At 67.6% G+C, this 17,581-nt stretch carries 16 protein-coding genes; 9 read left to right on the plus strand and 7 right to left on the minus strand.

Annotation, left to right across the window (positions count from 1 at the left end):
- Window positions 1-3: 3 nt before the first annotated feature.
- Window positions 4-1,407 (minus strand): sigma-54-dependent transcriptional regulator, encoded by a 1,404-nt coding sequence (locus tag RM96_RS32520; RefSeq protein ID WP_039015862.1) that lies wholly within the window; start codon window positions 1,405-1,407, stop codon window positions 4-6.
- A 286-nt stretch (window positions 1,408-1,693) separates the two neighbouring features.
- Between RM96_RS32520 and RM96_RS32525 the strand changes: the two genes are divergently transcribed.
- The 9 genes from RM96_RS32525 to moaA all read left to right on the plus strand — a co-directional run bounded on the left by RM96_RS32525 (window position 1,694) and on the right by moaA (window position 10,522).
- Window positions 1,694-3,124 carry an L-lactate MFS transporter gene (locus RM96_RS32525; RefSeq protein ID WP_039015863.1) on the plus strand — a complete coding sequence of 477 codons (1,431 nt, stop codon included), beginning with the start codon at window positions 1,694-1,696 and terminating at the stop codon, window positions 3,122-3,124.
- 37 nt (window positions 3,125-3,161) lie between these two features.
- Window positions 3,162-3,284 carry an MFS transporter small subunit gene (locus tag RM96_RS39735; protein WP_202966766.1) on the plus strand — a complete coding sequence of 41 codons (123 nt, stop codon included), beginning with the start codon at window positions 3,162-3,164 and terminating at the stop codon, window positions 3,282-3,284.
- 280 nt (window positions 3,285-3,564) lie between these two features.
- Window positions 3,565-5,013, plus strand: a complete 1,449-nt coding sequence (locus RM96_RS32530; protein WP_039015864.1) for a cytochrome ubiquinol oxidase subunit I — start codon at window positions 3,565-3,567, stop codon at window positions 5,011-5,013.
- A gap of 13 nt (window positions 5,014-5,026) precedes the next feature.
- Window positions 5,027-6,034 carry a cytochrome d ubiquinol oxidase subunit II gene (gene cydB, locus RM96_RS32535; protein WP_039015890.1) on the plus strand — a complete coding sequence of 336 codons (1,008 nt, stop codon included), beginning with the start codon at window positions 5,027-5,029 and terminating at the stop codon, window positions 6,032-6,034.
- Window positions 6,034-6,183, plus strand: coding sequence for a DUF2474 family protein (locus RM96_RS38200; RefSeq protein WP_082016821.1), 150 nt, complete (start codon window positions 6,034-6,036; stop codon window positions 6,181-6,183). Before cydB ends, RM96_RS38200 begins: the two co-directional genes overlap by 1 nt.
- A gap of 4 nt (window positions 6,184-6,187) precedes the next feature.
- On the plus strand, window positions 6,188-8,281 hold the full coding sequence (locus tag RM96_RS32540; protein ID WP_039015865.1) for an FUSC family protein: 2,094 nt from the start codon (window positions 6,188-6,190) through the stop codon (window positions 8,279-8,281).
- Complete coding sequence (locus RM96_RS32545) at window positions 8,268-8,480, plus strand: DUF1656 domain-containing protein (RefSeq protein WP_039015866.1); 213 nt, start codon at window positions 8,268-8,270, stop codon at window positions 8,478-8,480. Before RM96_RS32540 ends, RM96_RS32545 begins: the two co-directional genes overlap by 14 nt.
- Complete coding sequence (locus RM96_RS32550) at window positions 8,477-9,292, plus strand: HlyD family efflux transporter periplasmic adaptor subunit (RefSeq protein WP_039015867.1); 816 nt, start codon at window positions 8,477-8,479, stop codon at window positions 9,290-9,292. Before RM96_RS32545 ends, RM96_RS32550 begins: the two co-directional genes overlap by 4 nt.
- Window positions 9,293-9,421: 129 nt before the next feature.
- Window positions 9,422-10,522 (plus strand): GTP 3',8-cyclase MoaA, encoded by a 1,101-nt coding sequence (gene moaA / locus RM96_RS32555; protein WP_039015868.1) that lies wholly within the window; start codon window positions 9,422-9,424, stop codon window positions 10,520-10,522.
- A 5-nt stretch (window positions 10,523-10,527) separates the two neighbouring features.
- Here moaA and RM96_RS32560 read toward each other — a convergent pair whose 3' ends face one another.
- From RM96_RS32560 to RM96_RS32585, 6 genes are all read right to left on the minus strand, one after another.
- A complete protein-coding gene (locus tag RM96_RS32560) occupies window positions 10,528-10,794 on the minus strand; it encodes a transcriptional regulator (protein ID WP_039015869.1) in 267 nt (88 codons plus the stop codon).
- Window positions 10,781-12,241, minus strand: coding sequence for an aminotransferase-like domain-containing protein (locus RM96_RS32565; RefSeq protein WP_039015870.1), 1,461 nt, complete (start codon window positions 12,239-12,241; stop codon window positions 10,781-10,783). Before RM96_RS32565 ends, RM96_RS32560 begins: the two co-directional genes overlap by 14 nt.
- A 67-nt stretch (window positions 12,242-12,308) precedes the next feature.
- A complete protein-coding gene (locus RM96_RS32570; RefSeq protein ID WP_039015871.1) occupies window positions 12,309-13,517 on the minus strand; it encodes a molybdopterin molybdotransferase MoeA in 1,209 nt (402 codons plus the stop codon).
- Window positions 13,511-14,350 (minus strand): formate dehydrogenase accessory sulfurtransferase FdhD, encoded by an 840-nt coding sequence (gene fdhD, locus RM96_RS32575; RefSeq protein ID WP_039015872.1) that lies wholly within the window; start codon window positions 14,348-14,350, stop codon window positions 13,511-13,513. The genes RM96_RS32570 and fdhD overlap by 7 nt, the downstream gene beginning before the upstream one ends.
- A gap of 153 nt (window positions 14,351-14,503) precedes the next feature.
- Complete coding sequence (locus RM96_RS32580) at window positions 14,504-14,950, minus strand: phosphate-starvation-inducible PsiE family protein (RefSeq protein ID WP_039015873.1); 447 nt, start codon at window positions 14,948-14,950, stop codon at window positions 14,504-14,506.
- Window positions 14,951-14,966: 16 nt separating this feature from the next.
- Window positions 14,967-17,294: an FdhF/YdeP family oxidoreductase gene (locus tag RM96_RS32585; RefSeq protein WP_039015874.1), complete on the minus strand. Its 2,328-nt coding sequence runs from the start codon at window positions 17,292-17,294 to the stop codon at window positions 14,967-14,969.
- Window positions 17,295-17,581: the final 287 nt, after the last annotated feature.

Consider the following 17,581-nt stretch of genomic DNA (forward strand, 5'->3'; position numbering starts at 1 on the left):
GGATCAAAGGCGCAGGCCCCACTGCAGGCACTTCCGGTCCAGCGTGCGGCGCGAGATGCCGAGGCGGCGCGCCGCTTCCACCCGGTTGCCGCCTTCCGCCGCCAGCACCTGCAGGATGTGCCGCCGCTCCACCGTCTCCAGCAGCGTGGTGTCGTCGGCCGGCGTGGCGGTGTCCTCTGCGGCCTCGTCCGGCAAGCCTGCGAGCGCCGGATCGCCAGACTGCGCCAGCAATTCGACGGGGTATTCGCCAAGGATCAGCGCGCGCTCCACCAGGTTGCGCAGTTCACGCGCATTGCCCGGCCAGTCATAGGCCTTGAGCAGGCGAACCAGCGAGGGCGACAGTGGCACCGGGGGCAGGCCGAGTTGGGCGGACAACTGCTCCGAGAAATGCCCGGCCAGCGGCACGATGTCTTCCGGCCGCGTGCGCAATGGCGGGATCGCGACGGACACCACGTCGAGCCGGTAGAACAGGTCCTGGCGGAAGCGCCCGGCGGCGACCTCGCTGGCCAGGTTGCGGTTGCAGGCCGCGACGATGCGCACGTCCACGGCGATCTCGCGCTCGGTACCCAGCGGCCGGATGCGCCGGTCCTCGATCACCCGCAGCAGCTTGGCCTGCATCGCCAGCGGCAGTTCCGAGATCTCGTCCAGGAACAGCGTGCCGCCGTCGGCGTAGAGGAACAGGCCGTGGCGCGCGCCCGCCGCACCGGTGAAGGCCCCCTTGGTGTGGCCGAATAATTCGCTTTCGATGATCTCGGGCGCCATCGCGCCGCAATTCAGCGGCACGAACTGCCCCTGCCGCCCGCTGAGCCGATGCAGCTCGCGCGCTACCACTTCCTTGCCGGTGCCGGACTCGCCCGTCACCAGCACCGTAGAGGGCATCGGCGCCACCCGCGCCACCAGCGCCATCACCTTCTTCATCGCTTCCGACTCGCCGATGAAGTGCTTCTGGATGGTGTACTTGTCCAGTTCGCGGCGCAGCAGGTAGTTCTCGCGCGCGAGCCGGGTCCGGTCGAAACAGCGCCGGATGGCGTTGAGCATCTGGTCGACGCGGAACGGCTTGACGATGAAATCCGCCGCGCCCGAGCGCAGCGCGGCGATGGCCATATCCATGTCGGCAAAGGCCGTCATCAGAATGACATCAGCGGGGTTGCCGGCCGCGCGCAGCGCCTTGAGCCACTCCACCCCGCTCGCACCGGGCAGCGCCACATCGAGCAGGATCAGGTCGACATGCCGTTGCTCCAGCAGCGCGGCGCCCGCTTCGGCGCTGTCGGCCGTCACCACGCTTTCCACCTTGCCTTCCAGCGCCCGGGACAGGAACGAACGCATGCCGGCCTCGTCGTCCACCACCAGGATCGTCCGGCGTTGCCAGTTGTCGGCTTCGGCTGCGTTGCTTTGTCGTTCGTTCATCACTTGGTTGTTGCGGGGGCAGGAGCAGAGTCTAGCGACAGTGCGGCAGCCGGCTGTATTGGGAGTAAACCGAGCCAGGCCGCCAGGGATGGACAGTTTGACCCGCGCACCGGGCCGCGGCGGGACATTTTGTCCATGACCCGGGCCCTGGCGCGCGGCGGGCATGCCGCAAGCCATTGACGGCAAACGGAATCGGCCATGGGCATGGCCTTTGCTCAATGATGCGCTCCAGCCCGTCGCACCCGGCGAAACAAGAGGCTGCCACTTCCAGGTAGGAGACAACTTCATGTCGTATTCCGCGCAAGCGCAAACGCCGTCCCAGAAGTCCCAACATGCATCGCCGTCCCGGCCATCGTCGCGCCTGTCGCCCTTCTCCAAGGAGGCCATCATCGCCGGCCCGGGCTTTAACCGGTGGATGGTGCCGCCTGCCGCGCTGGCGGTGCACCTGTGCATCGGCCAGGCCTATGCCTTCTCGGTCTTTAACGAGCCGCTGACCCGCATCCTCGGCGTCACGCATTCCGCGCCGGGCGACTGGCAGCTGACCACGCTCGGCTGGGTGTTCTCGCTGGCGATCTTTTTCCTCGGCATCTCGGCGGCCTTTGCCGGCAAATGGCTCGAGAAGGTCGGGCCGCGGCGCACGATGTTCACCGCGGCCTGCTGCTTCGGCGGCGGCTTCCTGGTTTCGGCGCTGGGCATCTGGCTGCACCAGATCTGGATGCTGTACCTGGGGTATGGCGGGCTGGGCGGCATCGGACTCGGCCTCGGCTACGTCTCGCCAGTCTCCACGCTGATCCGCTGGTTTCCGGACCGGCGCGGCATGGCCACCGGGCTGGCGATCATGGGCTTCGGCGGCGGCGCGATGATCGGCGCGCCATTGTCTGTCGCCCTGATGAATCACTTCAAGAGCGCAACCAGTGCGGGCGTGGCGCAGACCTTCCTCGTCATGGGCGTGGTCTATTTCATCTCGATGTCGATCGGCGCCTTGGCCATCCGCATTCCTGCCCCGGGCTGGGCACCTCCGGGCTTTGTTCCTACCGCCAAGGCGAGCAAGATGGTTACGCACGCCAACGTGCATATCGACCAGGCGCTGAAGACGCCGCAGTTCTACCTGCTCTGGCTGATCCTGTTCCTGAATATCACCGCCGGCATCGGCGTGCTGGGCCAGGCTGCCGTGATGATCCAGGAAACCTTCAAGGGCAGCATCACCGCCGCCGCCGCGGCCGGCTTCGTCGGCCTGCTCAGCATCGGCAACATGACGGGGCGCTTCCTGTGGAGCTCGGCCAGCGACTACTTCGGCCGCAAGGCGACCTACGCCATCTTCTTCGCCTTCGGCGCCGCGCTTTACCTGACCGTGCCGGCCGTCGGCGCATCCGGCAACGTGGCCCTGTTCGTGCTGTGCTACTTCCTGATCCTGACCATGTACGGCGGCGGCTTCAGCACCATTCCCGCCTACCTGGCCGACATGTTCGGCACCGCCTACGTCGGTGGCATCCATGGCCGCCTGCTGACCGCCTGGGCCGCGGCGGGCATCGCCGGGCCGGTGCTGGTGAACTACATCCGCGAGCACAAGCTGGCGATGGGCGTGCCGAGGTCGGAGGTCTACGTCGATACGCTGCACATCATGGCGGGACTGCTGGTGGCAGGCTTCATGTGCAACCTGCTGATCCGGCCGGTACACGCGCGGCACCACCTGCGCGAAGCGGCCAGCGCAGCCTGACGCCATCCCCCACCCCAACTACACAGGAAACCCAACCATGCACACCGACCGCACTTTCGGCAAGACCATGCTGCTGCTCGCGTTCTGGGCCTACGTGCTGATCCCGCTCGGCGCGGGCATCTGGTCGACCCTCGGGAAGGCCATGACGCTGTTCGGCTGAGCAGCTGCGCAGGTTGTCCGCTGCATGGCGATCCGTCCTTGCAGCGGACGACGGTTCGCCGCCGAAGCAGGCTCCCGCCATGACTGTGATCCTGCGCAATCGCGCCACCTGTACCGGTGGCGCAAGGCGCCTGGCCAGCGCTGCTTCCGCCCTGAACAACTGAGCTTGACCGGTTCCTCGAGAACTGTATCCCTCGCGGACAAGCTGTCATCTCTACGCTTGTTCCTAGTGTCGCGCGACACGCCGTCGTGCCGGCGGCAACCCCACGGAGAGCACATCGATGCACGGACTCACTGCCCTGGAACTCGCCCGGATTCAGTTCGGATTCACGGTTTCCTTTCACATCTTATTTCCCGCTATCACGATCGGGCTGGCCTGTTTCCTGGCGTTCCTGGAAGCACGCTGGCTGTACACCCAGGACACCGTGTACAAGACCCTGTACCAGTTCTGGATCAAGATCTTCGCCCTGAACTTCGGCATGGGGGTCGTTTCCGGCCTGGTCATGGCGTATGAATTCGGCACCAACTGGTCGTTCTTTTCCCAGTTTGCCGGCGGCATTACCGGGCCGCTGCTGACCTACGAAGTGCTGACCGCCTTCTTCCTGGAAGCGGGTTTTCTCGGCGTCATGCTGTTCGGCTGGAACCGCGTCGGGCCCGGGCTGCATTTCTTCGCCACGGTGATGGTGGCCCTGGGCACCATCATCTCCTCCACCTGGATCCTGGCTTCCAACAGCTGGATGCATACGCCTGCCGGCTACGCCATCGTTGCCGGCAAGGCGGTGCCGACCGACTGGCTGGCGGTGATCTTCAACCCCTCGTTCCCCTACCGCCTCGCGCACATGGTCATCGCCGCGCTGCTGTCCACGGCACTGTTCGTGGCGGCAGCCTCGGCCTGGCAGCTCCTGCATGACCGCGCCGTCCATGCCGCACGGAAGATGCTGTCGGCGGCGCTGTGGATGGTGCTGATCATGGCGCCGGTGCAGGCGGTGGTGGGCGACGCCCACGGCCTGAACACGCTGGAGCACCAGCCCGCAAAGATCGCGGCGCTGGAGGGGCACTGGAACACCGCCGCCAGGGACGACAAGGGCGGCTTCCCCTTGATCGTCTTCGGCATTCCCGACATGGAGCGCGAGGAAACACGCTACGCCATCGAGATCCCGCGCCTGGGCAGCCTGATCCTCACGCACAGCCTCGACGGCCAGATTCGCGGCCTGAAGGACTTTCCCAAGGCCGACCGCCCCAATTCCACGGTGCTGTTCTTTACGTTCCGCGCCATGGTGGGCCTGGGCGTGGCGATGATCCTGTTCGGCCTGCTGGGATGGTTGCTGCGCCGCAATGGTGCCGTGTACAAGTCCCGGGCCTTCCTGCGGCTGGCTGTGCTGATGGGGCCCGCCGGGCTGATCGCGCTGCTGGCGGGCTGGATGACTACCGAAATCGGCCGCCAGCCGTGGGTGGTGTATGGCCTGATGCGCACCAGTGACGCCGTTTCCGCGCATGCCGCGGGGCCGGTGGCACTGTCGCTGGTGCTGTTCGTGGTGGTCTATTTCGTCTGCTTCGGCGTGGGCATCCGCTACATGCTCAAGCTGGCCAGCGCCGGCCCCGTGGCCGACCCGCACCCGCATGAGGAGCTGCCTGCCTACGGGCCGGGCAGCCTCGGCGCCGCTCCTGCGGGCATCGCCTCGGCTTCCGCATCCAGCGCCATGGCCCCGCACGGCCAGCGCAAATTCTGAACAGGTGATCAATATGGGCATCAACCTTCCCGTTATCTGGGCCGGCCTGATCTTCTTCGGCGTGATGATGTACGTCATCATGGACGGATTCGACCTCGGCATCGGCATCCTCTTTCCCTTCGTCGGCGACCGCCTTGATCGCGACGTCATGATGAATACCGTGGCGCCGGTCTGGGACGGCAACGAGACCTGGCTGGTGCTCGGCGGCGCGGCACTGCTGGGCGCCTTCCCGCTGGCTTACTCGGTGCTGCTCAGCGCGTTCTACCTGCCGCTGGTGTTCATGCTGCTGGGCCTGATCTTCCGCGGCGTGGCCTTCGAGTTCCGCTTCAAGGCCAGCGACCGCAGCCGCCCTTATTGGGACGCTGCGTTCACGTGGGGCTCGGTGGTGGCCGCCTTCTTCCAGGGCGTGACCCTGGGCGCCTACATCGACGGCATCGCCATGCAAGGCACTACCTACACCGGCGGTCCGTTCGACTGGCTGGCGCCGTTCCCGATCTTCGCTGGCGTGGGCGTGGTGATCACCTACGCCTTCCTCGGCGTCACCTGGCTCATCATGAAGACCGAAGGCCGGCTGCAATGGACCATGCTGCGCGTGACCAACGTGCTCACGGGCGTGATGCTGGCGATGGTCGCCGCGGTGAGCGTGTGGACGCCGCTGACCCATCCGGAGATCGCGCAACGCTGGTTCGCGCTGCCCAACCTGTTCTTCTTCCTGCCGGTGCCGCTGCTGGTGCTGGCCTCGGCCGCCGGCATCTACCGGGCCCTGCACAACCGCCCGAACGTGTCGCCGTTCCTGTACGCGCTGCTGATGATCTTCATGGGTTATACCGGGCTGGCCATCAGCATCTGGCCCAACATCATCCCGCCGTCGATCTCGATCTTCGATGCGTCGTCGCCCCCGCAAAGCCAGGGCTTCGCGCTGGTCGGCACCCTGTTCATCGTGCCGATCATCCTGGCCTACACCTCGTGGTCGTATTACGTGTTCCGCGGCAAGGTCAAGCGCGGGGAGGGGTATCACTGATGGCCGGCATCCTGCACTCCCGTGCCACTGCGCGGCTGGCGAGCCGCCTGGGCTGGCTGCTGGCCCTGTGGCTGGCGGGGGTCGGCACGGTCTTCGTCTGCGCCACCCTGATGAAGCTGCTGATGCGCGCAGCCGGGCTCGCCAACTGAAGCCATGCCGTCCTCCAATCCGCTCTCCCGCCCCGCGCTGCCCGCGCGCACCGCCGGCGTGCCCGACACGCTTGCGGCAGCCTGGGCGGGACGCGCCGACCTCGCGCCGTGGCTGCATTCGCTGAAGGTGTTCGGCGCGGCGATGCTGGCGCTTTACGTCGCGCTGGCACTCGGCCTGCCCCGGCCCTACTGGGCCATGGCTACCGTCTACCTGGTGTCCAGCCCGCTGGCCGGCGCCACCTATGCCAAAGGCACCTACCGCGTCCTCGGCACGCTGCTGGGCGCCGTGTGCGCGGTGGCGCTGGTGCCCTTGCTGGTGGACGAGCCCGTGCTGCTGATGGCCGCGACCGCGTGCTGGACCGGCACCCTGCTCTACCTTTCGCTGCTTGAACCGGCGCCGCGCAACTACATCTGCCTGCTGGCCGCCTACACGCTGCCGATCGTGGCGCTGCCGACGGTGACCCACCCGGCTGGCGTGTTCGACGTGGCGCTGGCGCGCATCGAGGAAATCGTGATCGGCATCGTCTGTGCCAGCGTGGTCAGCGCGGTGGTCTTTCCGGTCCGGACCACGCCGGCGCTGGCCGCGCGCGCGTCCGCGTGGCTGGCCCACGCGTCGCGCTGGATCTCGGACATGGTGGCCACCGGCGCAAGCGCGGGCCAACGCCATGACAGCTTCAGCCTGCTGGCCGCCGATATCCTGGCGATGGAAACACAGCTTGCCCAGCTGACCTATGAATCCGACGGCGCGCAGACACTGCGGCGCGCGCGTGCCCTGCACCAGCGCATGACAGCGCTGCTGCCGCTGGTGCTGGCACTTACCGATGCCGCCAACGCCTTGCGACGGCATCCCGCGGGCATGCCCGACATGGTCGCGCTGCGGATGCAGGCCACGCTGGCATGGATCGCCGGCGACGCAGGCGCGAGCCGGCCCCCGCGCTCCTGGTATCCGTCCGGCACAGCGCCGGCCACACCTGCGGACTGGCATGCAAGGCTGGCCGCGGCCGCCTGCACCTACCTCGATGACCTGGCCGACCTGTGGCAAGACTGCCGCCTGCTGGAGGCCAGCCAGCGCCAGGACGGGCGCGAGCCCGCCGCGCTGCGCTATCGCGTGGAACCAGCCGGGCAGGCGCGGCACCATGATCACGCGCAGCTCTTGTTCCGCGGCGCCACCGCCGGTTCGGCCACCTTCGTCGCGGGCCTGCTGTGGATGGCGTCAGGCTGGATCGACGGCGCCGGCCCGGTCGGCCTGGCCGCGCTTGCCAGCTGCTTTGTCGCCACCACCGCGGAGCCGCGGCTGATGGCCGGCCGGGTGGTTGCATGGAGCATCGCCTGTGCCTTGCTGTCCTGGTACTACCAGTTCGTGGTGCTGCAGCTGGCCCATGATTTTGGCTCGCTTGCCGCCTTGCTGTTCGGCCCTTACCTGGTCATCGGCGCCATGACGACGCAGCCGCGCAACGCGCTGTTCGGCGTGTTGCTGGCCGTCACCGCGGCATCGTTCCCGGGCCCGCAGCACCTGACCGCCGCCAGCCTTGCCGGCATCTTCAACAGCAGCCTGGCGAGCCTGGCAGCGCTGGTCTTTGCCGCGCTGTGGGCGGTGCTGATGCAGCCCTTCGGCCAGCAGCTGGTGGCATACCGCCTGGCCAGGGCCAACTGGGACGAGATCGCGCTGGCCGCGCATCCGCGTGCCGCGGTCAACAGCGCCAGGCTGCGCGGCCGCATGCTGGACCGGCTGCTGCGCCAGTGGCCGCCCCTGACGCGCCGGAACAATGCCAGTGGCAGGCAGGCCGGCAACGCCGTTGCCGACTTCCTGGTCGAATCCGCCGCGCTCGCGCTGCGGCGCGCCTGCGCCAGCCTGCCGACGCCGCGCCGCCGTACCGTGGAACGCGCGCTGGCCGGAATAGCGCGCCACTACCGCGAGTGCGCACACGCCGGCCATGCCTGTGCGCCCGCGCCGGCGCTGGCCGCTCGCATCGACGCGGCGTTCGCTGCCCTGGCCACGACGGCCAATGGCGGTCCCCGCGCTGCGCTGGCGGCGCTCGCCACCATCCGGCTGGCGCTGTACCCGCAAACCGAAGCAAATCAGCATGCACGCTACTGAGCTCGACCTGTACGGCGTATTCGTGCCCGCCACCGTGGTGTGGATGCTGGCCGCGTTCGCCGTCACCGCCGGCGTGCGCGCCGTGCTTGCCCGGATCGGCTTCTACCGCATTGTGTGGCACCGGTCCCTGTTCAATTTCTCGCTCTACATCCTCGTTCTGGGCGCGCTCGTCGCGCTCGTCTGGCAGGTTCCGACATGATTCGCAAGCTTTCGCTGCTCGGCCCCGTCGCCGTGACCCTGGTGGCCGTGATCGCCGCGGCGCTGACCGCCTGGCACCTTTGGCAGTACTACACCGAAGCGCCCTGGACGCGCGACGGGCACGTGCGCGCGGACGTGGTCCAGGTTGCGCCGGACGTCTCGGGCCTGGTCACGGCCGTGCCCGTCGGCGACAACGCCCGCGTGCAACGCGGCCAGGTCCTGTTCGTGGTGGACCAGGACCGCTTCGCCCTGGCGCTGAAACAGGCGCAGGCCGAGGCCGCTTCGGCGCGCGCCGCGCTGGCACAGGGCCGGCGCGATTCCGCTGCCATGGCCGCCGCGCAGGCACGGGCGGACGAAGCCGATGCCGCGGTGGATGTGGCAACCCTGAACTTGGCCCGCTGCCGCGTAACCAGCCCGGTGGACGGCTATGTCAGCGACCGCCTGCCGCGCGCCGGCGACTTTGCCACCCGCGGCAAGCCGGCCTTGTCGGTGGTCGCCAGCGGCTCGCAGTACGTGGAGGGCTATTTCGAGGAAACCAAGCTGCCCGGGATACGCGTCGGCAGCGCCGCCGAGGTGCACATCATGGGCCAGCGCGCACCCTTGCGCGGGCATGTGCAGAGCATTGCGCCCGGCATCGAAGACCAGGATCGCAACAGTGGCCCGAATATGCTCCCCAGCGTCAACCCGACCTTCAACTGGGTGCGGCTGGCGCAGCGCATCCCGGTGCGCATCGCGCTCGACGAGAAGCCGCCCGGCGTACACCTGATCGCCGGCCAGACCGCCACGGTCCGCATCCGGGAGCCGCGCGAATGAGGCAGCGCCTGCGAGACTGTTCTGCTGCCGCTCGCGGTGATTTGTACCCCTGCGCGGAAGCCATCCGTCCCTACCATGGACTGCACGGGGCGCGCCATGCCCCAGCCCATTGCCACAGGGAGATTCGCCATGCAAGCCGCACTTGTGCAAGACACGCCCGCCGCCTCCAGCCTTGAGGCGCTCGTACCGGACCAGGCATCGAGCGTCTGCCGGGACCAGTTGGGCCGCCCGCTGCGCGACCTGCGTCTCTCCGTGATCGATCAGTGCAACTTCCGCTGCACCTACTGCATGCCGAAGGAACGCTTCGGGCGCGACTATCCGTTCCTGTCCCCCGGGCAGCGCCTGTCGGATGCGGAGTTGCTCCGGATCGTGCGGGCCTTTGTCGGCCTGGGCGTGGAGAAGGTGCGCCTGACCGGCGGCGAGCCGCTGCTGCGCAAGGGCATCGAGTCGCTGGTCGAGCGCATCGCCGGCATGCGCACTGTCGACGGCCGCCAGGTGGAAGTGGCCATGACCACCAATGGCAGCCTGCTGGCCCGCAAGGCCCGCTCGCTGCGGGACGCCGGCCTCGGCCGGGTCACGGTCAGCCTGGACAGCCTCGACGACGGCATCTTTCGCGCCATGAACGACGTCGGTTTCCCGGTCGGCCGGGTGCTGGAGGGCATCGATGCGGCATGCGCGGCAGGCCTGGCCCCGGTCAAGGTCAACTGCGTGGTCGAGCGCGGCACCAATGACGCGCAGGTGCTGCCGCTGGTCCAGCACTTCCGCGGCAGCGGCGTCACGTTGCGCTTTATCGAATACATGGATGTGGAAGGCCCGAGCGCGTGGTCCCGGTCACGCGTGGTGCCGTCCGACGAGATCCGCGCCATGGTCGGGCGTGCGCATGCTTTGCTGCCGGTAGCGCGGCGGGACGGCGAGACTGCCAGCAACTACATGCTGGCCGATGGCAGCCTGAAGCTGGGCATTATCTCCAGCGTGTCGCACCCCTTCTGCGGCGACTGCACCCGCGCGCGCGTTTCGGTCGACGGCCGGCTCCACCTGTGCCTGTTCGCCACGCAATCCGTCGACCTGCGCCCGCACCTCTCTGCCACCAGCCCGGCGCAAGCCGTGGCGGATGCCGTCCGGCAGGCGTGGCAGGCACGCGGCGACCGCTATTCCGAACTGCGCGCGGCAGGGCCCGCCAGCGGCAAGCGTCAATACCCCACGGTACGCATGTCACTGGTGGGCGGCTGAGCCGCTCAGTCAGTCTCCGGGAAGACCTGCGCGGCAAGCTCCGCGCCGGCCGGGGTCAGGGCGGCATGGCCGTGCCCTGCCTCGTCGATCGCAAAATCGGCCAGTCCGGCCGACTGCAGTTGCGTCAGCACGCGCCGCAGCACGCTCATCGGCAGTTGTGCCCGCTTGGCGATCTTCGCGAGCGACCAGGGGCTGGCGCCGGCTACCCGTCCCGCCTGCGACAGGGTCTGGAGGACGGCGAGGATGGCGGGATCGATCTCAGTGTCTTGCATGATCTTGCTTGTGTTCGTCCGGCTGCTGGCTGCGCGCCAGCAGGTGCCGGGCGATCTTGCCCAGCGTCTGTACCGCGGATTCAATGTCGGGCGTCCATTCCGCGCTGTAGTTGAGCCGGATGCAGTGGCTGTAGGTGGCACCGGGCGCGAACATATGACCCGGCGCCACCGTGATGCGGTGCTCCAGCGCGGCGTGGTACATCTCCATGGCATCGATGCCTTCCGGCAGCTGCACCCACAGCACATAGCCCCCCGTCGGCCGCGACGTGGTCGTGCCATCGGGGAAGAACCTGCGCACGGCGGTGGCCATGATGCTGGCCTGCTGCGCATAGGCCTTGCGCACCCGTCTCAGGTGGAAGTCATAGCCGTCGTTCTTCAGGAATTCCGCGATCGCCAGTTGCGGAATGGCCGGCGTGGTCAGCGTATTGAGGAACTTGAGCCGTTCCACCGCTTCGCGGTAGCGGCCCGGCAGCGCCCAGCCAATCCGGTAGGCATTGGTCAGCGTCTTGGAGAATGACGAGCAATGCAGCACGATGCCGGCCGTGTCATAGGCCTTCAGTGAGCTGGGATGGGCCTCTCCGTAATAGAGCTCGCCGTAGACGTCGTTCTCGATGACCGGGATATCCTTCGCGGTCAGCATCGCCACCAGGCTGCGCTTCTTTTCATCGGTCATCTGGAAGCCGAGCGGGTTCTGGAAGTTGGGCATCACCATGCAGGCTTTCACGCCCTTCTCGTCGATCAGCCGCTCCAGCGCGCCGATATCGATGCCCTCCACCGGATCGGTGGCCACCTCGATGGCCCGCATGCCCAGGCGTTCGATGGCATGGAGCATGGCGTAGTAGGTCGGGGATTCCACCGCGATGGTGTCGCCCGGCCTGGCCACCGCCTGCAGGCAGAGGTTGATGGCCTCGGTAGCGCCGATGGTGACGATCACCTCGTTCGGGTCGATGGCGTAGCCGTTCTCGAGATAGCGCCGCGAGATCTGCCGGATCAGTTCCGGGCTGCCGGGCGGCAGGTCGTCCAGCATGGTCCACTTGGCATAGCGGCGCGCGATATTGTTCGCGTACTGGTTGATGCGCTGCCAGGGAAACAACGAGGGGTCCGGATAGGGCGAGCCGAGCGGCACGGCGTCGTCGGAGCGGATCGAACGCAGCGTGGAAAGCACCAGCGCGCTGACGTCCACCGCCGAAGGCTTGGCACTCGGCTTCGACGGCCGCAGTTCGAACACTGGCTCGCCAGGCCGCGCGCGCACAAAGTACCCGGACTGCGGCCGGCTTTCGATAATGCCGCGGCTCTCCAGCATGACGTAGGCCCGGATCACAGTGGTGATGCTCATGCGGTGGTGCTGGCTGGTCTGCCGTACCGATGGGATCCGCTCTCCCGGCAGCAGGACACCCTGCTGCACCAATGCCTCGATGTCCGCAGCCAGCTTTTCATAGAGTTTCACGCTGCGCTCCCCTTGCCTGCCAATTCGCTTCTCCCCGGCCGGGTCTTCCCTCGCCCCGGGGCCACCGTCAGCTGAGCCAACGATGGAGATCATAGTACGGCAGCGGCACATTTTGGAGTTGCCCGGCACTTTGCGGCCCGACGCGCACAAAGCCACTGGCATGGCCAAGCGCCGACACGGAGGCCGCGCCCTGCTGCGCGCTGACCTGCGCGAAGCTCTCGCGGCCGCCAGGATGGTCGACCTCGCCCACGCGCCAGAAGGCGTCGCCACATTGCGCGCGTGCGCCCGCCAGCGCCGCCCTGACCCGGCCAACCGGCGGGAACAGCTCCGAGCGCCCCTGCAGGCGGCGCAGCAGCGGTGTCACCAGCAGCGCGAAGGTCGCATACGCCGCCGCCGGATTGCCGGGCAGGCAGACCACGGGCTTGCCGCGCAGGCGCCCCACCGTCACCGGCTTGCCGGGCTTCATGTTGACGCCGCGGCAGAGCAGTTCGCCGCCGGCCGAGGCCAGCGCCGCGGCTACCAGGTCGCGCTGGCCGACCGAAGCCCCGCCGGCGACCAGCACCAGGTCGGCGTCGGCCGCCAGTTCCCGCAGCATGTCATGCAGGGCGCGCTCGTCGTCCGGCACATGGCGGTGGCAACGGACGACGGCGCCCATCGACTGCACCAGCGACTCGATCATCGGGCCATTCACGTCATGCACCTGGTACACGTCGCGCGGTTCGTCGTGCGCGGCCACCTCGTCGCCCGAGGTCAGGATGGCGACCTCAACCAGGCGGCAGACCGGCACCTCCGTCAGTCCCTGGGAGGCCAATGCGGCAATATGGCCGGACCGCAGCAGCGTTCCGGCCGGCAGCAGCAGGTCGCCGCGGCGGGCGTCCTCGCCTTTGCGCCGGATGTGCTGGCCTGCCACGGGCGGCCGGGCACAGACGACGCCCCGATAGCTTTCCTCGGCATCCTCCTGCACGACGACGGCATCGGCCCTGGGCGGGATCACGCCGCCGGTATAGATGCGGATGGCATGGCCCGGCAACAGCGGCTCCGGGCGCGTGCCGGCGTAGACAACCTGCTGCAGCGGCAGGCAGGCATCGCGACAGTCTTCGGCGCGCACCGCGTAGCCATCCATGGCGCTGCGGTCCGCCGCCGGCGTGTCGATGACCGCGGCCAGGTCGCGCGCCAGCACGCGGCCAGTCGCCAGTCCCAGCCACACCGTTTCCGTTTCCCGCACCGGCTCCGCGCACATCGCGAAGACGGCCTGCGCCTCGTCGAAGTTCAGCATGCCGCGCCTCCAGCATCCGGTGCTGCGCCGGTATAGTCGACGTAGCCGTCCTTGCGGCAGAAGCTGAGCAGGTGCAGGCCGGCCTGCTCCGCGATGCGGATCGCCAGCGAGGTCGGCGCCGAGATGGTGGCCAGCAGTTGGATGTTCATGCGCGCCGCCTTGCGCACCAGTTCATAGCTGGCGCGGCTGGACAGCAGCACGAAGCCGTCGTCCATCGCCACGCGCTGCATCGCCAGGTGGCCGATCAGCTTGTCCAGGCCGTTGTGCCGGCCAACATCCTCGAAGACATGCAGGATCTCTCCGTGCGCATCGCACCAGGCCGCGGCGTGGACGCCACCCGTGGCCCGCATCAGCCGCTGGTGCGACGGCAGCGCCGCGACGGCACGCTCGATCACCTCACGCGAGGGCACCAGCCGCTTTGCCGGCGCGGGCATGCGCGCGGGCTGCAGGTCGAGCAGCTCGAGGCTTTCGATGCCGCAGACGCCGCAGCCCGTGCGGCCCGCCAGCGCGCGCCGGCGCTCCTTCATGGCGGCGAAGGCGTGCGCGCTGATCCGCAGATGGACTTCGGCGCTGTGCCGGTGCACGCGCACTTCCACGTCGTGGATCTGTGCGTTGTGGGTAACGATGCCCTCGGTCAGGGAAAAGCCCACTGCGAACGCTTCCAGGTCCAGCGGCGTGGCCATCATCACGGCGTGCGAGATGCCGTTGTACACGAGGGCGACCGGAAGCTCTTCCGCCACGTTGTCGGTGGCTTGCTGCGGCGCGCTGTCCTTGTGCCGCACAATGCTGCGCGCTACATAGCCTGAGTGTTCGACCAGTTCGGTGCAATCCATGGGAACCTCGTGAAGATGGATGACGCGCCGGCACGAGGGCGGCGCTATCGGGAGTTGTCGGGGTCTGTTGGGAATGATGGTAGGCAGGGGTCGCACTACACGAGGCATACAGTTGCGCTGCTCCGCGACACTCACAGATGCGGGCCCCGCCCTTCACTCCCCGGCGCCGCTTTCCCCGTCGTCGTTGCTGGGAAAGCGGTATTGCCCGTAGCGCAGGATCAGCACGCCAATGGCCAGCATGACCACGCCGGCGCACAAGGCCAGCATGTGAAACTCGGTGGACTCGTTGAAGCGCAGGATCAGGTCGCGCGCCAGCGACACCATCGCGATATACAAGGGAAAGCGCACCGGCAGCTGGCCGAGCTTCAGGTAGCGCACCACCATGGCCAGCACCTCCAGGTAGAGGAACATCAGCAGCAGGTCGGTGATCGAGAACACGCCCATGGCGGCGACTTTCCAGCCTTCCTGCGCCATGGCGAACGTCGTGGCCAGGCCGATCACGACCAGCCCCCCCAGTTCCACCATGCCCAGGAAGGACTCCAGCCGGGCGCGCACCAGGCCCTGGCCCGGCCGGGCGCCAGGCTTTCTGTCCATGCTCATGGCTCTGCCGGTGCGGTTACGCTGTCGCCGCGGGCTGGCGGCGGGACGGGGTCAGCAGCACCGGCACCGACTTCGAAGTGGGCGTGCCGCAGCCATCGCCGGTGCTTTCCAGTGGCACCAGCGGATTGGTCTCGGGGTAGTAGGCGCCGACGCAGCCTTGCGGAATGTCGTACTCGACCAGCACGAAGTCCTCGACATGGCGTTGCACGCCGTCATCCCAGACGCTGGTGATGTCCACGTGCTGCCCCGCCTTCAGTCCAAGCCGCGCCAGGTCGGCGGCGCTGATGAAGACCACCCGGCGCAGGCCGAACACGCCGCGGTAGCGGTCGTCCAGGCCATAGATCGTGGTGTTGTACTGGTCGTGCGAGCGCGTGGTCATCATCACCATCAGCTTGTCGCCATACTGCTTGCGCGCACGGTGGATGGGCGTGTCCTTGTCGATCTGGTGGACCAGGAACTGCGACTTGCCCGACGGTGTGTGCCACACGCGGTTGCACGCCGCAGGCGTCAGATGGAAGCCGCCCGGCACGGCGACGCGCTCGTTGTAGTTCTCGAAGCCGTCGATGACCTGCTCGATGGCGTCGCGGATGCGGGCATAGTCCTGCGCGTACCACAGCCAGTCGATCTTCTCCGAGCCGAGCGTGGCGGCCGCCATGCGCGCAACGATGGCCGTCTCCGACAGCAGGTGCGGCGATGCCGGCGCGTTCATGCCGAAGGAAATATGGACCATGCAGACCGAATCCTCGACGGTCACGCCTTGCGGCACGCCCTCCTGCAGGTCGATCTCGGTGCGGCCCAGCGTGGGCAGGATCAGCGATTCCTTGCCGTGCACCAGATGGCTGCGGTTGAGCTTGGTGGCGATGTTCACGGTCAGCGCGCACTGGCGCAGCGCCTCGTGGGTGCGCGGCGTGTCGGGCGTGGCGGTGGAGAAGTTGCCGCCCAGGCCCACGAAGACCTTGACCTTGCCCTCGAGCATCGCGCCGATGGTTTCGACCACGTCATACCCGTGCTCGCGCGGCGGCTCGAAGCCGAAGGCGGTGCCCAGGCGGTCCAGGAAGGCAGCTTCCGGCTTTTCCTCGATACCCACCGTGCGGTCGCCCTGTACGTTCGAATGCCCGCGCACCGGCAGCAGTCCGGCACCTTCGCGGCCGATATTGCCGCGCATCATCATCAGGTTAGACAGGATCTGCACCGTCGGCACGGAATGCTTGTGTTGCGTCAGGCCCATGCCCCAGCATGCGATCACGCGCTTGCCCCGCGCGTAGACTTGGGTGAGCGCGTCGATATCCTCCAGCGATACGCCCGACTCCGTGATGATGTCGGCCCAGCTTTGCGCGTGCAGGTCCTGGACGAAGTCGCCAAAGCCGATGGTGTGCTCGCGCACGAAGTCCACGTCGATCAGGCGCTCGCGGCCGTGCTTCACGGCTTCGTCGTCGAGTTCGACCAGGCGCTTGGCCATGCCCTTGATCAGGGCAAAGTCGCCGCCAAGCTTCGGTTGCACGAACATCGAGGCGATCTTCGTGCTGGAGCCGGTCATCATCTCCACCGGGTGCTGCGGGCTGGTAAAGCGCTCCACCCCGCGTTCGCGCAGCGGATTGATCGAAACGATAGTGGCACCGCGCCGCGCGCACTCGCGCAGTTCGCCCAGCATGCGCGGATGGTTGGTCGCCGCGTTGTGGCCAAACAGCAGAATGGTGTCGGCATGCTCGAAGTCATCCAGCACCACGGTCGCCTTGCCCACGCCGATGGTCAGCGGCAAGCCGCGGCTGGTGGCCTCGTGGCACATGTTCGAGCAGTCGGGGAAGTTGTTGGTGCCATAGGCGCGCACAAACAGCTGATAGAGGAACGCGGCCTCGTTGCTGGCACGGCCCGACGTATAGAATGCGGCCTGGTTCGGATCCGGCAGCGCATTCAGGTGGCGCCCGATCATCGCAAAGGCCTCGTCCCAGGCGATCGCACGGTACTTGTCGGTCTGCGGGTCATAGACCATGGGATGCGTCAGCCGGCCGTGCTGCTCCAGCTCGAAATCCGTTTGCGCCATCAGCGACATGACCGTGTGCTGCGCGAAGAATTCCGGCGTGACGCGCATGCTGGTAGCCTCGGCGGCCACGGCCTTGACGCCGTTCTCGCAGAACTCGAAGGTGGAAGCATGCTGCCGGTCCGGCCACGCACAGCCGGGGCAGTCGAAGCCATCGGCCTGGTTCTGCTTGAACAGCATCTTGTACTTGCCACCGGCAACCTTCTCCTTGATCAGGTTGATGGCAACGTACTTCAACGCACCCCAGCCGGCGGCGGGGTGGGTATAGGGGGCGATGTGGCCTTTTTCAGGGGTTGGGGAGCTCATTGGCGTGGTGTCCTGTAGCGGCTGGAGCGGCGTCCGGCCTGGCCTTCGGGCATGGTCCGGATCGTTGCGGTGACACCAGATTAGGGCTCCCGGGTGCATCCGGGTACGTACAAACGGCCGCCTCGGCGGGGAGTACAGTCAGGATCGCCCGCGCAAAATGCGCAATATCCTTCAAATCGCTTCCCGGGCCGGGGCTCAGAATTGGATGTATAACCCTCCTGTAGCCGGGCTCCGCTCATGATGGAATTACGTCGTGAGACCCGCACCCGGCTGCCGGAAGCCACGAG

The organism is Cupriavidus sp. IDO, from assembly GCF_000812465.1.
In the GTDB taxonomy this organism is placed as follows: domain Bacteria; phylum Pseudomonadota; class Gammaproteobacteria; order Burkholderiales; family Burkholderiaceae; genus Cupriavidus.

What these genes read in the sequence shown, in the direction of transcription:
- cydB (WP_039015890.1), top strand. Translation starts at nt 5,027, where the DNA reads ATGGGCATCAACCTTCCCGTTATCTGGGCCGGCCTGATCTTCTTCGGC.
- RM96_RS32570 (WP_039015871.1), bottom strand. Translation starts at nt 13,517, where the DNA reads ATGCTGAACTTCGACGAGGCGCAGGCCGTCTTCGCGATGTGCGCGGAG.
- RM96_RS32550 (WP_039015867.1), top strand. Translation starts at nt 8,477, where the DNA reads ATGATTCGCAAGCTTTCGCTGCTCGGCCCCGTCGCCGTGACCCTGGTG.
- RM96_RS32530 (WP_039015864.1), top strand. Translation starts at nt 3,565, where the DNA reads ATGCACGGACTCACTGCCCTGGAACTCGCCCGGATTCAGTTCGGATTC.
- RM96_RS39735 (WP_202966766.1), top strand. Translation starts at nt 3,162, where the DNA reads ATGCACACCGACCGCACTTTCGGCAAGACCATGCTGCTGCTCGCGTTC.
- RM96_RS32540 (WP_039015865.1), top strand. Translation starts at nt 6,188, where the DNA reads ATGCCGTCCTCCAATCCGCTCTCCCGCCCCGCGCTGCCCGCGCGCACC.
- RM96_RS38200 (WP_082016821.1), top strand. Translation starts at nt 6,034, where the DNA reads ATGGCCGGCATCCTGCACTCCCGTGCCACTGCGCGGCTGGCGAGCCGC.
- RM96_RS32525 (WP_039015863.1), top strand. Translation starts at nt 1,694, where the DNA reads ATGTCGTATTCCGCGCAAGCGCAAACGCCGTCCCAGAAGTCCCAACAT.
- moaA (WP_039015868.1), top strand. Translation starts at nt 9,422, where the DNA reads ATGCAAGCCGCACTTGTGCAAGACACGCCCGCCGCCTCCAGCCTTGAG.
- RM96_RS32585 (WP_039015874.1), bottom strand. Translation starts at nt 17,294, where the DNA reads ATGAGCTCCCCAACCCCTGAAAAAGGCCACATCGCCCCCTATACCCAC.
- fdhD (WP_039015872.1), bottom strand. Translation starts at nt 14,350, where the DNA reads ATGGATTGCACCGAACTGGTCGAACACTCAGGCTATGTAGCGCGCAGC.
- RM96_RS32520 (WP_039015862.1), bottom strand. Translation starts at nt 1,407, where the DNA reads ATGAACGAACGACAAAGCAACGCAGCCGAAGCCGACAACTGGCAACGC.
- RM96_RS32545 (WP_039015866.1), top strand. Translation starts at nt 8,268, where the DNA reads ATGCACGCTACTGAGCTCGACCTGTACGGCGTATTCGTGCCCGCCACC.
- RM96_RS32560 (WP_039015869.1), bottom strand. Translation starts at nt 10,794, where the DNA reads ATGCAAGACACTGAGATCGATCCCGCCATCCTCGCCGTCCTCCAGACC.
- RM96_RS32580 (WP_039015873.1), bottom strand. Translation starts at nt 14,950, where the DNA reads ATGAGCATGGACAGAAAGCCTGGCGCCCGGCCGGGCCAGGGCCTGGTG.